Origin of the sequence: Candidatus Pantoea edessiphila (assembly GCF_002933355.1) — a bacterium.
In the GTDB taxonomy this organism is placed as follows: Bacteria; Pseudomonadota; Gammaproteobacteria; order Enterobacterales; family Enterobacteriaceae; genus Pantoea_C; species Pantoea_C edessiphila.
In genome coordinates, this window is record NZ_PDKU01000002.1 from 17,461 (window position 1) to 33,204 (window position 15,744).

The following is a 15,744-nucleotide window of genomic DNA, read 5'->3' on the forward strand; positions in this document are numbered from 1 at the left end:
AAAAAAATGACTTTTTATAATAAAAAAATTATAGTAAGAGATAAGCGGACACTGAAGATTAAGAAGTATCCGCTAATTAACACTACTTATTTCAATACTAAATAGAGACTTTCATTTCCCCTGATGACATTTATTGCTAATGCTGGGGGTTTATCATTTATGATTTTGATCATATCTTTGACTGTACGTGTGCGCTTAAGATTAATGTTTATAATTACATCATCTTTTTCTAAACCTAATTGATCTGCTAATGTTCCTGGATTTACATTTTCAATTTGTATGCCTTTATTGCCACTTTGTGTCATACCATTTATAAAAAAAGCACCTGGTAAGATTGAAAATATACTTCTACTAGTTGATTGTAATCTATTTTCCTTAACATTAATATCAATTGTTAAAGGCTTACCTTTACGGATTACAGTTACCTTTATCTTCTCTCTTGGTATTAATAGTCCAATTTTAATACGTAATTCAGAAAAATTATGTATAGGTTTATTATTTACTAATGTAATTACATCACCGGATTGTATACCTGCTTTTTGTGCAGCAGAATCGTCTAAAACTTCTGAAATAAATACACCATAGTGAGATTTAAGATTAAAAGTTTTTTGCATATCTATAGAGATTTCACTTCCTTTAATACCTAATTGACCTCTTCTTACTTCACCATATTTTAATATTTGTTTTGAAAGATCTATTGCTATATCACTAGGTATAGCAAAACCAATACCAATACTACCACCATTTGATGCTAATATAGCTGTGCTAATACCAATTAATTCTCCATTTAAATTTATTAATGCACCTCCTGAACTACCATGATTAATTGCAGCATCTGTTTGAATAAAATTTTCTAATCCTTCTATATTTAGACCACTTCTACATAATGCTGAAACAATACCAGAAGTAACAGTCTGTCCTAAACCGAAAGGATTACCAACAGCTATAACAAAATCTCCTACATGAATGTTTTCAGTTTTTGCTATTTTTACTTGAGTGAGATTTTGTGCACCACTAATTTTAATTAATGCAATATCGGTTTGTTCATCAGATCCTATTAATTTAGCGCTGTATTCTCTATTATCTCCTAGTTTAATAAAAATTTTATTTGCTCCATTAATAACATGATTGTTAGTCAACACATATCCTTTATTTGCGTTTATAATTACCCCAGATCCTAATCCTTCAAATGGCTGTACTCGATTATTATTATCTGGAATTGACTGAACAAAACGTTTTAACGATTCAGGATTTTCTTGTCCTTGTAAAGAATAGGTAATTCCAATTCCTTCAACACGAATACTAACTATAGCAGGTAATACTTTTTCTAACATGGGAGCTAAACTAGGAATACTTTGATTTTGTATTGGCAAAGTTGCCATTAAATTTGAAACAATAATGAAATTCAGACATAAAGTTAAAAATAATAAATTAAACATTTTTACTTTTTTTTTCATTGCTACAACGCTCCCTCGCTGTAATATACATTGGGAAAATAAAATTTTAATATTTTTTGAAATAATATTTCTATATATTAAAGTTTATACAACTGTCTTTAATATTCAAAGGATTAGTAATATTTTATCTTATAACTAATTTAATTAATAACTTTTTGAATTATAATGTATTCATTATGTCTGATTTCTTTCATATCAGTTTATTTAGAATATCATAAAATTTTTTTATTTATTTGATACGATAACTATTTTATTATTTATTGTTAATTTCTATAGTAGCTGTTATTTTCTATAATAACTTATAATCTCATTTGATAAATATTTTTTGATATCAAAACAATGTTAGATATTAATACTGTAATGTAATTTAAATGATAAAATAAAAAATCAATAATGTTAATTTGTTTATATTATTATAGTTTTATTGATAAATTTATTTTTATATTTTTTAACAAAAGTGCTTTATTACTTAATATTTAAATAACAATGCAAAACTCGTCTTTTACTATGATATATAAAAATAAAATATTACAAAATAATTTAATATTTGATAAAACACAATATAAAGCTGTAACTATATTGAATGTAGTATATAAAAACTTATTAACTAACCAGAACATGCAATTTCTAAGTTTTAAAAATTTAGCAAGAATTTTATTAAAATTCATTCAAAATTATATAAATAAAGAAAAATCTGTAACAAAAGGAGTATATTTATGGGGAGATCCTGGTTGCGGAAAAACTTGGTTAATAAATTTATTTTTTACAACTATTGCTGGAAATCGCAAACTTAGGTTTCATTTTTATGAGTTTATATTATATATACAAGAAAATATGCAGAGATTACAAGGTAATAATGATCCATTGTTGATAATTGCCTATCAATTAAAATTAAAAACAGATATTCTTTTTCTTGATGAATTTTATATATCAGATATTACTAATGCTATATTAATTAGTACTTTATTTATAGAAATATTTAAACATAATATCATTTTAATCATTACATCTAATATTAACCCAGATGCATTATTTCAAAAATTTCTAAATAATGATTTATTTTCAAATACAATAAAAAAAATTAGAAGTAATTGTCACATAGTAAATATTAATTCTGGAATTGACTATAGAACTCAAAATTATCAATCTATTTGTTTATGGAAATATCCACTTAATAAAGAAACTAATAACTATATGAACACAATGTTTCACACCCTATCAGGTACTATATTTAAACAAAAATCAATTTTAAGAATTAATCATCGTAATATAATAGTATTAGGTAGTAATAATGGTGTATTATCAATTGATTTTGATTCAATATGTGGTGAGGGACGTGATCAGCATGATTATGTTAAATTGTCAAGTTGTTTTCATAGTATATTAGTACATAATATTCCAATTATGATGAATAATAATGAAAATAAAGCTAAAAGATTTTTATTGTTAGTTGATGAATTATATGAACATAATATAAAATTAATAGTATCAGCGGAAACAGATAAATTCAGTATTTATCAAGGCACTGAATTAAAATTTGAATACAAGCGTTGTTTATCTCGTTTACAGGAAATGAATAGTGAAAAATATTTTAAATTACCAAATGTTTTATTTTGTAAAAAATAACAAATAAAATTCGATTTTTTCTTTTTAATTATTTATAATTGTATTTTTATAATTTTAGTAATAATTTATTTAAATTTTAGAACGATTTAATTATTTTCACAATAACGCATAGTCTAATATTGTTCCATTTGAATTATTAGAGTTTTGTTAATATTAAATATGTATTTAGGTAATGTTTTTAATGAAAACTTTTATGGCTACAAAAGAAACTATTAAGCATAATAGTTTCTTTGTTGATGCAGCTGGAAAAATTTTAGGTCGCTTAGCAACTAAAATAGCACATCGTTTAAGAGGCAAACATAAAGCGGATTATACTCCACATATTGACACTGGTGATTATATCATTGTTCTAAATGCTGATAAAATCTTACTAACTGGTAATAAAGGTTGTAGTAAGGTTTATTATCACCATAGTGGTTATGTAGGTGGTATTAAAAAATCTACTTTTGAAGAAATGATTATTCGTTGTCCTGAGCGTGTAATTAAAATAGCAGTTAAGGGTATGCTTCCAAAAAATAAATTAGGTAATGCTATGTATCGCAAACTAAAAGTTTACGTAAGTAATAAGCAAAACCATATAACACAAAAGCTGCAATTCCTTGACATTTAACGTATATAATAGAGAAAAAACAATGGCTGAAGTTCAGTACTATAATTATGGAACTGGTCGCCGAAAAAGTTCATCTGCGCGTGTATTTATTAAACCAGGTAGTGGTAATGTATTAATCAATAAGCGTTCTTTAGAAGAATATTTTGGTAGAAAAAATGCTTGTATGATAGTATTACAACCTTTAGATTTAGTTAAATTAACTAGTAAATTAGACTTATATATAACTGTTAAAGGCGGGGGGGTTTCTGGTCAAGCTGGAGCGATTCGTCATGGTATTGCTCGTGCTTTAATAGAATATAATAATGTTTTACATGGTGATCTTCGTAAAGCTGGTTTCATTACTCGTGATGCTCGTCAAGTTGAACGTAAGAAAGTAGGTTTACGTAAAGCAAGGCGTAGTCCACAGTTTTCAAAACGTTAGTTAAATTTTGTAAGAGAGGAGCATCAGAAACAAAAAACCTATACAATAGGTTTTTTGTTTCTGTATAATTTGCACATCTCATCTAAGAATTAAATTTATTGAAATTTATTAATGCAATTTGTACTATTATTGAGAATAAAAATACAATTTTTATATTTTTATTGAAAAATCGCTTAGATCAGTTTTATTAATGAATATTATTGTTAAAATTAGTTTAATATCTAATTTTATTTTTCAATAAATTATAATAATTTATTAATAATCATGGAGGTTTTAATGGCACTAGCTGCTAATAAACGTTCAACAATGACTTTATTCTCTGGACCTGCTGACATTTTCAGTCATCAAGTTCGCATTGTTTTAGCTGAAAAAGGTGTAAATGTAGAAATTGAACAAGTTAATATAAATGATCAGGATCTTATTAAGATTAATCCTTATGGTACTGTTCCTACACTTGTAGATCGAGACTTAACATTATATGAATCACGCATTATAATGGAATATTTAGATGAACGTTTTCCACACCCACCATTAATGCCAGTATATCCAATAGCACGTGGAGAAAGTCGTTTAATGATGTATCGTATTGAGCGTGATTGGTATAGTATCATGAATACTATAGAAAATACTATTGGTGATGAATCTCAAATAGCATGCAACAAATTACGTACAGAAATATTAGAAGTAGCTCCTTTATTTAATCGGACAACATTTTTTATGAGTGAAGAATTTAGTCTAGTTGATTGCTATTTAGCACCATTACTGTGGCGTTTACCATTGATAGGTATAGATATTAATGACCTTACTTTTAGATATTTACAGGAATACATGAACCGAATTTTTAATCGTGAATCCTTTATTTCCTCGTTAACTGAAGTTGAACGTGAGATGTGTTCATATATTAGGAGGTAAAATATAATATGGCAAATATAAATATTACTACTATCCGTCCTTATTTAATTCGTGCTTTTTATGAATGGTTGTTAGATAATAAACTTACTCCTTATTTATTAATTGATAGTAATATGCCTGGAATTCAAGTTCCTAGCGTATATGTTTCTAATGGACAAATTATATTAAATATTGAACCAAGTGCAGTAGATAACTTAAATTTAGGTAATAATCGTTTAGTATTTAATACACGTTTTGATGGTGTCTTATATCCTATTTCTATACCTATAGAAGCAGTTTTAGCAATCTACGCTAGTGAAAATGGAATAGGTACTATATTTGATTCTGATCATATGTTGTTCTCCAAAAAGAAAGTAAATATTCAAAAAAATATTGATCTGTCATTAAAAGACAATAAATATGAAAATAATAAAAATGCAGAAAAAATTAGAACTATAAAAAATCCTAATCTACGTCTCATAAAATAACTTATTTAAATAACTTCTTTTATTACTATTTAATAATTAATATATATAATATTATTAATATTAAGTAGTAATAATATATTAGATATTAATTAACAACTGTTATAATTTTTCCTTTATTTAAGATATATGAGCGGTTATAAAAATTTAACTTCGTAATAAAATTTTTATTATCAGTAATCATAATCCCTATTCCTATACTACTTAAATATTTAATAGCTTTTATTATCTTGTTATCTGAAACTATATCTATATTTGTAAACGGCTCATCCATTATGATAAATTTAGGATTTGCTGCTAACGCACGGATAATTTCTACAATTCTTCTATTACTTCCATATAATTCAGATCCCATAATATTACTTAAGTGACCTATATTAAATTTATTTATTAAATCATTAGCATAGTTTTGATGCATTCCTCCTTTCAAATCTTTACGTATTTGAAGTACAGATATTATGTTATCATAAACACTTAGTCGACGAAAAATTGAAGATTGTTTAGGGATAAATCCTATTCCTAATTGTGTACGTTCATGTAAAGATAGGTTACTAATATCATTATTATTAATGATAATACTACCTGTATCATGAATAACTATTCCCATTAACATAAAACATATTATAGTCTTACCAGAATTCTTATGACCTATAAGTCCAATAATTTCACCTGATTGTACCTGTAAATTTATATTATTAACTGAATTACAATATTTATATGTTTTAGTTAATTGTTTTGCAAATAATGTAAACATAATGGTTCGTATTCTATTATGAATTAATAAAATTTTTAATTACAATACATTTTTATTGAATAAATTAAATACTAATTTTATTTTGTGACATTAAAATTAAATCACATAACTCTCGTATCGCACCACGTCCGCCAAAATTTTTCGTAATATAATGTGCATGAGACATTAACAATGGATGAGCATCTGGAACTGCTACACTTAATCCTACATGAGTCATAACTGGCAAATCAATTACATCATCTCCAATATAGGAGACTTGATAATCAGAGATTGATAACTTATTTAATAAGTCACGATAAGCAATCAATTTATTAGATTGACCTTGATAAACATGATTAATCCCTAGTTTTTTACAACGTTCTTCTACTAAATGACAATGACGTCCACTAATAACAGCAACTATCAAACCAAAAGCTAAAAGACAACAAATTCCATAACCATCACGTACATTAAATTTTTTTAATTCTTCTCCAGAATTTCCTAAATATATTATACCATCTGACATAACACCATCAACATCACAGATAAGTAACTTGATTTTGCTAGCACTATTCATAACAAAAACATCTACTGGACCGTAACATGTTTCAATGTTAATATTTTTTAATTGCATCATTTTCACATTTAATAAAATCAAAACAAAAAATCATTCAAAAACTGAAAAAAATTATAAATAATTTAATCGATTATTAAAATAACATCTGATTAATCTGAAAACATTATTTTTTACGGTATAATTATAATAAAATCTTTATGCAGTAACTGAATCATTATAATCAAAATTTATTATTACCACATATCTATATGTATATAAAATTATTTTTTATTTTTTAATATATAATATAGGCAAATAATAAAATGATATTTAATCAAAGTCAATATAATATTAATTTTAAAATTTGAGAAATGGAATTTAAATTTTTTGTCATAAAATTGCTGTATAAACAATTAATTTCTAAATGATAATTAATTTTTTATTATATTATTAATAAATAAAATTAAATTTTAATATATTGCTAGAAATAAATGTCTTAATATTAACTATTAATTTATTGTAATTATTAAATTATATATAAGATATTATAAACATTTAATAATTAATCATAATGAGTTTTTAAAAATTAATAAGTGAAATTTAAAATGAAAAACAGTGAAATTCAAAAATTATTAATGACATCTTTACCTTTAGATAAAGTTTACGTAGATAGCGATGATAATCATCATTTTAAAATAGTTGCTATTGGTGAAATATTTAATAAACTTAATTATGTGCAAAAACAACAGTTGATTTATCAACCTTTAGCAAAATATATCTCAGACCAAACAATTCACGCTGTTTCTATAAAAACTTATACTCCTAAAGAATGGTCTTACAATAAAAAATTAATGTAATATTTATTATAGTGTCATTTTTATTGAGGTATATTTTTAATGGAAAAATTTCGTGTTCAAGGTCCAACAAAATTAAGTGGTAAAGTATCAATTTCTGGTGCTAAAAATTCAGCATTACCTATCTTATTTTCAACTTTACTAACTAAAGAACCAATTGAAATTCAAAATGTGCCAAATTTGCGTGATATTGATACTGCCATAACAATTCTTAACAAATTAGGTGCAAAAATTAAACGCAATAATTCCATATATATAGATACTAGTAAAGTCCATACTTACAAAGTACTTTGGAACATAGTAAGTAATATGCGTGCTTCAATTTGGGCATTAGGTCCATTGTTAGCTAGATTTGGCTGTAGTCAAATTTTACTCCCTGGTGGTTGTGCTATTGGTGATCGTCCTATTGATTTACATATTAGTGGTCTTAAAAAATTAGGAGCTATAATTAAACTTAAAGATGGTTATATCACAGCTAAAATTCATGATAAGCTAAAAGGTGCTTGCATTGCTATGGATAAAATAAGTGTTGGAGCTACCATTAGTATTATGATGACTGCTACATTAGCTATTGGTATAACAATTATTAAAAATGCAGCTAGAGAGCCAGAAGTAATTGATACAGCTAATTTTCTTAATATGATAGGTGCGAAAATCAATGGTGCAGGTAGTAATGAAATTACTATTGAAGGTGTTAAATGTTTAGGTGGTTGTGTATATCGTATTTTACCTGATCGTATTGAAACTGGTACCTTTCTTGTAGCTGCTGCAATTTCAGGTGGTAGTATTCTTTGTATTAATACATTACCTAAATTGTTAAATAAGGTTTTATTAAAACTTACTGATGCAGGTGCGGATATTAAATTGGGTACAAATTGGATTAGTCTTAATATGCATGGTAAACGTCCAAAAGCAGTCAATATTAATACTGAACCCTATCCTGGATTTCCTACCGATATGCAGGCACAATTTAGTTTATTAAATGTAGTCGCGGAAGGTATGAGTATTATCAGAGAAAATATATTTGAAAATAGATTTATGCATATTCCAGAGCTTATACGCATGGGTGCTAAGGCTAAAATAAATAATAATATTATTACTTTTCAAGGAGTAAAAAGTTTATCAGGCACTAAAGTTGTAGCAACTGATTTAAGATCTTCAGCAAGCTTAGTGTTAGCAGGTTGTATAGCGAAAGGGACGACAATAATTGATCAAATTTTTCATATCGATCGTGGTTACGAACATATAGAAGTCAAGTTAGCTTCTATAGGAGCTATTATAGAACGTATTGACTAGTGATACAATTTACAATATTGTTTTAAAACAATAATTTCTTATTCATTATCCTAATGACTAGTAATTTCTTTGGACTACAATATCCGCAATTGATTCTAAAGCAATTAACCATGAATTTTTAGGTAAATATCTTAATGAATATATGGCTTTTTTTGATTCTTCTTCTGCTTTTTTACGAGTCCATTCTAATGAACCATATTGGTTCATTATTGTTAATATTTCTTGCATTAAATGACTTCTTTCGCCCTGTCTTATTGCCTTGTATATAATTTTTTTTTGTTTCAATGAACTATTTTGAATTGCATGTAATAGAGGTAAAGTAATTTTGCCTTCTTTAAAATCATTACCTGTATTTTTACCTAACTTTATATTACCTAAACTATAATCTAAAACATCATCTATTAATTGAAAAGCAATACCTAAATGCAATCCATACTTTTTAAGTGCTTCTTCTTCTAATGGATTAGCATTAGCAATAATAGCAGAAGATTGTGCTGTAACTTCAAATAAACAAGCTGTCTTATTATAAATTACGTTCATATAATTTTCTTCAGAAATATTGATATTATTGCAATTAATTAATTGCAATACTTCACCTTCAATTATTAAATTTATTGCTTTAGACAGTAAAGATAGAACTTTTAACGATCCTATGGTAGCTATCATTTGAAAAGCTTTAGTATAAATAAAATCTCCTACTAATACACTATACGAATTACCAAATTCTACATTAGCTGTAACTTTACCGCGACGCATATGGGATTCATCTACTACGTCATCATGTAATAATGTAGCTGTATGAATAAATTCTATTAATGCAGCATTAGTTATATGCAATTCACCTTGATAACCTATTGAACGTGCAGATAGGATTGCTATTTTAGGACGTATACGCTTACCTCCACTATTAATAATATGAAATCCTACTTGATTTATAAGGGAAATATTTGAATTTAAATTATTGATAATAGTATTGTTAACAGCATTTATATCTATCTCAATCAATTCATTAATTTGTTCTAAGTTCATATGTTTATTAAATGTCATTAATTAATCAACAATATAGTATTTATGTTATGTCAAAATTATATTTAATACATTAGCGCAATAAATAAATTATACTTCAATTTTATTTTTCAAGATTATTATAATTATAATATTGTTTTAATTTGATGGTTTGTGTAAAATTTAATTTTTATTGATTAATATATAATCTGGTTGCATAACTATACAATAGTTAAAGGTGAAATTGATATGTACACGGTTTTTCAAAGTGGTGGTAAACAGTATAAAGCAATTGAAGGTCAAGTCATTCGGTTAGAAAAATTAGATGCTAAAATTGGAGATTGTATCCAATTCAAAGAGGTTCTAATGATTTCTAAAGGTGAATATTTGAAAATCGGTACACCGTTTGTTGTTAATAGCAGTGTTAATGGAAAAATAATTTTTCATGGACGCAATAAGAAAATTAAAATTATTAAATTTCGTCGTCGTAAACATTATCGCAAGCAACAAGGGCATCGTCAATGGTTTACAGACGTAAAAATTATTAATATCAACATTTAAAGGATTTTAAAATTGGCACATAAAAAAGCTGGCGGATCATCTAGAAATGGACGAGATTCTCATTCGAAACGCTTAGGTATCAAGTGTTTTGGTAGTGAGTTTGTTATAGCAGGTAATATAATTGTTAGACAAAGAGGAACAAAGTTTCATGCTGGTCATAATGTAGGATGTGGTAGAGATCATACTTTATTTGCTCTTAAGAATGGAATAATAAAATTTGAACAAAAAGGAGTGAAAAATCGTAAGTATGTTAGTGTTATTCATAAATAAACAATAGCTATTAAGCTAATAATTGATTTAATATAATTATCTAAAAATATTAATTTTTTAGATTTAATTGACTATATGGTAGCAATAATGAAATTTATTGATGAGGTGACCATTTCGGTTATTGCGGGTAATGGAGGTAATGGGTGTCTTAGTTTTCGTCGTGAAAAATATATGCCAAGAGGAGGACCAGATGGTGGCGATGGTGGTGATGGTGGTGATGTTTATCTTTTAGCTGATGAAAATTTAAATACTTTAATTGACTTTCACTTTAAAAAAACTTTTAATGCTGAAAATGGCAAAAATGGGAGAGGGAGTAATTGTAGCGGGAAACGTGGTAAAGATATTATCATCAGGGTGCCAATAGGAACTACCATAATTGATAATGATACAAAAAAAATATTGCAAGATATGACTTATAATAATCAAAAATTTAAAGTTAGTCAAGGTGGTCAGCATGGTTTGGGTAATGCTCGTTTTAAATCCTCTGTTAATCGTCGTCCATGTCAAACAACTAAAGGTAATAAAGGGGAAATACGCCATTTATATCTCAAATTAACGCTATTAGCTGATGTTGGAATATTGGGTTTACCTAATGCCGGAAAATCTACACTTGTTCGTAATATTTCTGCTGCTAGGCCAAAAGTAGCAAATTATCCTTTTACTACTCTGATACCAACTTTGGGAGTAGTGAATGTAGATGGTGATCAAAAGTTTATCGTAGCTGATATTCCAGGATTAATAAAAGGTGCTGCAAGGGGAGTTGGCTTAGGAATACAATTTTTAAAACATCTAGAACGTTGTAGGTTATTACTACATTTAATTGATATTACAGATATAAATAATACACTTGATATAATCAATGATATAAATATTGTAATAAATGAACTGAAAAATTATAATGATGATCTTTATAAAAAACCACGTTGGTTAGTTTTTAATAAAATTGATTTACATGAAAACAATATTAAAGATAATATCCAAAATATTATTACATCTTTAAATTGGCATGATAAATATTATTTGATTTCTGGTCTTAATAAAAAAGGTACCAACGAATTATGTGATGATCTAATGAGGTTTATATTGGAATAACAGATTATTAAACCAATTATTATAAGGTATTTAGCTTAATTAGTAGACTTTATATTCATCTTATTTTTACAATAACACTAAAAATGTAAACATTAATTCTTGTTAAAATTATATGTAAATTAACTATATAATCCTTAAAGTTTTTACCAATTTTTAAACAACATACCAATATTAGCTGATGTATGTTTGTTTTGTTATTTGTTATTCAATAAAAACATTTTGATTAAAAATAGTTACTAATCAAAGACAACTTCAGAAAGTAGTACTGTTGTAAAGTTACATCTAGAGTTAAATACCAGGATATCAAGTCTTAAATATTTATTTTTATTTGTAGTATTATAACAATATTGCATATTGTAATATTATAATTATATAAATTATATAATATAATAATTATAAGATTTATTATCTTGTCTTATCTTAAATAACCTAAGAATACTAATAAAAAACTATTTATTTAAAATATTTTGAATTTGTATATTCTAAAATTAATAAAAAATACTATATTTGTTTATGTGAGAAGAGTCAAGTAGAGATAGTATGCTTTTAAAAAATAATTTAATAATCACTGATTAGGAGAAATAGTTAAGATAAATGAGGAAATTATTAAATGAATCAAATCCCAATGACTTTAAAAGGTGTTGAAAAATTAAGAGAAGAATTAAATGAGTTAAAAACAGTGAAACGTCCTCGTATAATCGCATCTATAGCTGAAGCACGTGAATACGGAGATTTAAAAGAAAATGCAGAATATCATGCTGCTCGTGAAGAACAAGATTTTTGTGAAAGTCGTATAAAAGAAATTCAGATAAAACTTTCTAACGCTCAAATAATTGATATTACTCAATTACCAAAAACTGGACGTGTTATTTTTGGTTCGACAGTAACTATACTAAACCTCAGTACTGGAGAAAAATTTACCTATAAAATAGTAGGTGATGATGAAGCTGATTTTAAAAAGAATTTGATATCTATTAATTCACCTATGTCTCGTGGTCTAATTGGTAAAATATCTAACGATATTGCAGTGATTATAACACCAGGTGGTGATGTAAAATATAAGATTTTAAATGTTGAGTACCTTTAATAATTAATATAAAAATCAATTCATATAAAAATGTATATTTAATATAAAAACCTTAAAAAAGGCTGTGATTACACAGCCTTTTTGAACAAATTTAATTTTTTTAATATTTAAATTAATATCATTAAAATCTATACCTGATATTAATCTATTTTATAATTTATGTTAAAATATTAGTTTTTTTATTAATGCAATTTAATATCATCTAATGAATAATTAATATTAATCTAAATCTTTTTAAGATTTAGATTAGTATTAATTTTTTCTGTGTTAGGGATTGAAAACACATGTTTTTATCGCCATTTCGACTTTATAACTGCAGTAAATTTAACATCGCAGTAATTTGAAAAAAGTAAAATAAATTAATTATTTCGAAATTTTAGATAACTTAATTCTTAGCAAATTAATGAAATAAGATCACAAAATATGATAATTATGTATCGAATATTAAAATAATATGATTATTTAGTTAAAATAATAATTTTTACTTATCCATTTTTTAGAGTATTTTAGTTAAGTTAAATTATTGTAATCATTGTAAAATAATTATGACAGCAATTTGCTAATGCAATTAATATTTGTTAAAAATTTAAAATTTTGTACATAAAAAATAAAACATATTAACATACGGATGATTATTAAAATTCAATATTAAAAATTTTTATATTAAATTACTGTTAGTAATGAATATTAATAAATTAAGTTTGTTTATTTAATTACCAAATTTGAAAACATCGAAATTAGTAAATAAAAATGTTAGAATTTATATTGGTTAGGTATTAAGCAAAATATCTTAGTTAAAATTTATGCATAAGTAGGTAATATAAACTACAATTCTAAGGATATATGATAACCTACTGTATCTATTAACATTGTTGTAATATGAGGTTAATCCTTTGAGTGATATGGTGAAAAACCTAGTTCTTTGGTTAGTCATCGCGATCGTATTGATGTCTGTATTTCAAAGTTTTGGGCCAAATGAGTTAAATAGTCGTAAAATCGATTATTCAACTTTTTTGTCGGAAGTTAATCAAGATAGAATCCGTGAAGTTCGCATCAATGGGCGTGAAATTACTATTGTCAAGAAAGATAATCACAAGTGTATAACTTATATCCCTATTAACGATTCTAAATTACTTGATAATTTAATTACTAAAAATGTTAAAGTATCTGGTTCACCTCCAGAAGAACCAAGTTTGTTAGCTTCGATATTTATATCTTGGTTTCCAATGTTATTGCTAATAGGTGTATGGATTTTTTTTATGCGTCAAATACAAAGTGGTGGTAAAGGCGCAATGTCTTTTGGTAAGAGCAAAGCACGTATGTTAACGGAAGATCAAGTAAAAACCACTTTTGCAGATGTGGCTGGTTGTGATGAAGCAAAAGAAGAAGTTAGTGAACTGGTTGAATATTTACGTGAACCTAGTCGTTTCCAAAGATTAGGTGGAAAAATTCCAAAAGGTATATTAATGGTTGGTCCGCCTGGTACTGGTAAAACATTATTAGCTAAGGCAATAGCTGGTGAAGCTAAAGTGCCTTTTTTTACTATTTCAGGTTCAGATTTTGTAGAAATGTTTGTAGGAGTTGGTGCTTCTCGTGTTCGTGATATGTTCGAACAAGCAAAAAAAACAGCACCTTGTATCATTTTCATTGATGAAATTGATGCAGTAGGTCGTCAGAGAGGTGCTGGTTTAGGTGGAGGGCATGATGAAAGAGAACAAACATTAAACCAAATGTTAGTAGAGATGGATGGTTTTGAAGGAAATGAAGGAATCATAGTTATTGCAGCAACAAATCGTCCCGATGTTCTTGATCCTGCTTTACTTCGTCCTGGTAGATTTGATCGGCAAGTTGTGGTAGGTTTGCCTGATGTTAGAGGTAGAGAGCAAATTTTAAAAGTTCATATGCGTCGTATACCACTTGCATCAGATGTTGAGCCTATGATCATAGCAAGAGGTACCCCGGGATTTTCTGGTGCTGATTTAGCAAATCTTGTTAATGAAGCTGCTCTTTTTGCTGCAAGGTTAAATAAAAGAGTTGTTTCTATGTTTGAATTTGAGAAAGCAAAAGATAAAATAATGATAGGCACCGAAAGACGTTCATTAGTGATGACTCCATCACAAAAGGAATCAACAGCTTATCACGAAGCAGGTCATGCTATTATTGGTCGTTTAGTGCCAGACCATGATCCAGTTCATAAGGTTACTATAATTCCTCGTGGTCGTGCGTTAGGAGTAACTTTTTTCCTGCCAAAGGATGATGAAATTAGTATAAGTAGGAAAAAATTGGAGAGTCAAATCTCTACACTTTATGGTGGTCGTTTAGCAGAAGAAGTAATATATGGAATAGATTATGTTTCTACCGGTTCATCAAATGATATTAAAATTGCTACTAATTTAGCTAGAAATATGGTAACTCAATGGGGTTTTTCTGAAAAACTAGGTCCTTTATTATATGCAGAAGAAGATGGTGAAGTATTTTTAGGTCGTTCTGTTGCTAAAGCTAAACATATGTCAGATGAAACTGCACGTATTATAGATCAAGAAATAAAATATTTAATAGACAGTAACTATCAACGTGCTAAACATATACTTTATGAAAATATAGACATACTACATGCCATGAAAGAAGCTTTGATGAAATATGAAACTATTGATTCTTATCAAATAGATGATTTAATGGCAAGACGTCAAGTACGTCCTCCGGCCAGTTGGGATCAATCTAATGATATGCAAAAAATGTAATTTATTAATGTGTATGATATTACAATAAAAAAATAAAAGATTAATATTTATTCATTTCT

The 15,744-nt window shown here is 26.7% G+C and carries 14 protein-coding genes and 2 pseudogenes; 12 read left to right on the top strand and 4 right to left on the bottom strand.

Features of this window, described 5'->3' with window-relative positions; genetic code table 11:
* Positions 1-86 precede the first annotated feature (86 nt).
* The gene (locus CRV10_RS01775; RefSeq protein WP_136130112.1) at positions 87-1,457 is read right to left on the bottom strand and encodes a Do family serine endopeptidase; all 1,371 of its coding nucleotides are present in this window, start codon (positions 1,455-1,457) and stop codon (positions 87-89) included.
* Positions 1,458-1,943: 486 nt separating this feature from the next.
* Between CRV10_RS01775 and zapE the strand changes: the two genes are divergently transcribed.
* The 5 genes from zapE (at position 1,944) to CRV10_RS01800 (ending at position 5,493) form a co-directional block, all read left to right on the top strand.
* Positions 1,944-3,083: a cell division protein ZapE gene (gene zapE, locus CRV10_RS01780; protein WP_136130113.1), complete on the top strand. Its 1,140-nt coding sequence runs from the start codon at positions 1,944-1,946 to the stop codon at positions 3,081-3,083.
* 181 nt (positions 3,084-3,264) lie between these two features.
* The gene (gene rplM / locus CRV10_RS01785) at positions 3,265-3,693 is read left to right on the top strand and encodes a 50S ribosomal protein L13 (protein ID WP_136130114.1); all 429 of its coding nucleotides are present in this window, start codon (positions 3,265-3,267) and stop codon (positions 3,691-3,693) included.
* 22 nt (positions 3,694-3,715) lie between these two features.
* The gene (gene rpsI / locus CRV10_RS01790; protein ID WP_136130115.1) at positions 3,716-4,114 is read left to right on the top strand and encodes a 30S ribosomal protein S9; all 399 of its coding nucleotides are present in this window, start codon (positions 3,716-3,718) and stop codon (positions 4,112-4,114) included.
* 276 nt (positions 4,115-4,390) lie between these two features.
* The gene (gene sspA, locus CRV10_RS01795; protein ID WP_136130116.1) at positions 4,391-5,026 is read left to right on the top strand and encodes a stringent starvation protein SspA; all 636 of its coding nucleotides are present in this window, start codon (positions 4,391-4,393) and stop codon (positions 5,024-5,026) included.
* Positions 5,027-5,034: 8 nt separating this feature from the next.
* Positions 5,035-5,493, top strand: a complete 459-nt coding sequence (locus CRV10_RS01800) for a ClpXP protease specificity-enhancing factor (RefSeq protein WP_136130117.1) — start codon at positions 5,035-5,037, stop codon at positions 5,491-5,493.
* 85 nt (positions 5,494-5,578) lie between these two features.
* Here CRV10_RS01800 and CRV10_RS01805 read toward each other — a convergent pair whose 3' ends face one another.
* Together CRV10_RS01805 and kdsC are read right to left on the bottom strand one after the other, a co-directional pair.
* Positions 5,579-6,244 (bottom strand): ATP-binding cassette domain-containing protein, encoded by a 666-nt coding sequence (locus tag CRV10_RS01805; RefSeq protein ID WP_136130118.1) that lies wholly within the window; start codon positions 6,242-6,244, stop codon positions 5,579-5,581.
* Positions 6,245-6,308: 64 nt separating this feature from the next.
* Entirely contained in the window at positions 6,309-6,857 is a 549-nt protein-coding gene (gene kdsC, locus CRV10_RS01810) for a 3-deoxy-manno-octulosonate-8-phosphatase KdsC (protein WP_241971810.1), read from the bottom strand.
* Positions 6,858-7,384: 527 nt separating this feature from the next.
* Between kdsC and CRV10_RS01815 the strand changes: the two genes are divergently transcribed.
* The gene (locus CRV10_RS01815) at positions 7,385-7,636 is read left to right on the top strand and encodes a BolA family protein (protein WP_136130120.1); all 252 of its coding nucleotides are present in this window, start codon (positions 7,385-7,387) and stop codon (positions 7,634-7,636) included.
* Positions 7,637-7,675: 39 nt separating this feature from the next.
* Positions 7,676-8,929 (top strand): UDP-N-acetylglucosamine 1-carboxyvinyltransferase, encoded by a 1,254-nt coding sequence (gene murA, locus CRV10_RS01820; protein ID WP_136130121.1) that lies wholly within the window; start codon positions 7,676-7,678, stop codon positions 8,927-8,929.
* Positions 8,930-8,986: 57 nt separating this feature from the next.
* On the opposite strand, the gene ispB is transcribed toward murA, so the two are convergent.
* Entirely contained in the window at positions 8,987-9,958 is a 972-nt protein-coding gene (gene ispB / locus CRV10_RS01825) for an octaprenyl diphosphate synthase (protein ID WP_136130212.1), read from the bottom strand.
* 225 nt (positions 9,959-10,183) lie between these two features.
* Here ispB and rplU point away from each other — a divergent pair, with 225 nt between their 5' ends.
* The 5 genes and pseudogenes from rplU to ftsH form a co-directional block, all read left to right on the top strand.
* Complete coding sequence (gene rplU, locus CRV10_RS01830) at positions 10,184-10,495, top strand: 50S ribosomal protein L21 (protein WP_136130122.1); 312 nt, start codon at positions 10,184-10,186, stop codon at positions 10,493-10,495.
* Between the two features lie 12 nt (positions 10,496-10,507).
* Positions 10,508-10,765: a 50S ribosomal protein L27 gene (gene rpmA, locus CRV10_RS01835; protein WP_136130123.1), complete on the top strand. Its 258-nt coding sequence runs from the start codon at positions 10,508-10,510 to the stop codon at positions 10,763-10,765.
* A gap of 87 nt (positions 10,766-10,852) precedes the next feature.
* Positions 10,853-11,848: pseudogene (cgtA, locus tag CRV10_RS01840) on the top strand (Obg family GTPase CgtA); the annotation flags it as partial.
* 619 nt (positions 11,849-12,467) lie between these two features.
* Positions 12,468-12,944, top strand: a complete 477-nt coding sequence (gene greA, locus CRV10_RS01845) for a transcription elongation factor GreA (protein WP_136130125.1) — start codon at positions 12,468-12,470, stop codon at positions 12,942-12,944.
* Between the two features lie 902 nt (positions 12,945-13,846).
* Positions 13,847-15,667 (top strand): annotated as a pseudogene (gene ftsH / locus CRV10_RS01850) (ATP-dependent zinc metalloprotease FtsH); the annotation flags it as partial.
* Positions 15,668-15,744: the final 77 nt, after the last annotated feature.

What these genes read in the sequence shown, in the direction of transcription:
- CRV10_RS01775 (WP_136130112.1), bottom strand. Translation starts at nt 1,457, where the DNA reads ATGAAAAAAAAAGTAAAAATGTTTAATTTATTATTTTTAACTTTATGT.
- zapE (WP_136130113.1), top strand. Translation starts at nt 1,944, where the DNA reads ATGCAAAACTCGTCTTTTACTATGATATATAAAAATAAAATATTACAA.
- rplM (WP_136130114.1), top strand. Translation starts at nt 3,265, where the DNA reads ATGAAAACTTTTATGGCTACAAAAGAAACTATTAAGCATAATAGTTTC.
- rpsI (WP_136130115.1), top strand. Translation starts at nt 3,716, where the DNA reads ATGGCTGAAGTTCAGTACTATAATTATGGAACTGGTCGCCGAAAAAGT.
- sspA (WP_136130116.1), top strand. Translation starts at nt 4,391, where the DNA reads ATGGCACTAGCTGCTAATAAACGTTCAACAATGACTTTATTCTCTGGA.
- CRV10_RS01800 (WP_136130117.1), top strand. Translation starts at nt 5,035, where the DNA reads ATGGCAAATATAAATATTACTACTATCCGTCCTTATTTAATTCGTGCT.
- CRV10_RS01805 (WP_136130118.1), bottom strand. Translation starts at nt 6,244, where the DNA reads ATGTTTACATTATTTGCAAAACAATTAACTAAAACATATAAATATTGT.
- kdsC (WP_241971810.1), bottom strand. Translation starts at nt 6,857, where the DNA reads ATGCAATTAAAAAATATTAACATTGAAACATGTTACGGTCCAGTAGAT.
- CRV10_RS01815 (WP_136130120.1), top strand. Translation starts at nt 7,385, where the DNA reads ATGAAAAACAGTGAAATTCAAAAATTATTAATGACATCTTTACCTTTA.
- murA (WP_136130121.1), top strand. Translation starts at nt 7,676, where the DNA reads ATGGAAAAATTTCGTGTTCAAGGTCCAACAAAATTAAGTGGTAAAGTA.
- ispB (WP_136130212.1), bottom strand. Translation starts at nt 9,958, where the DNA reads ATGAACTTAGAACAAATTAATGAATTGATTGAGATAGATATAAATGCT.
- rplU (WP_136130122.1), top strand. Translation starts at nt 10,184, where the DNA reads ATGTACACGGTTTTTCAAAGTGGTGGTAAACAGTATAAAGCAATTGAA.
- greA (WP_136130125.1), top strand. Translation starts at nt 12,468, where the DNA reads ATGAATCAAATCCCAATGACTTTAAAAGGTGTTGAAAAATTAAGAGAA.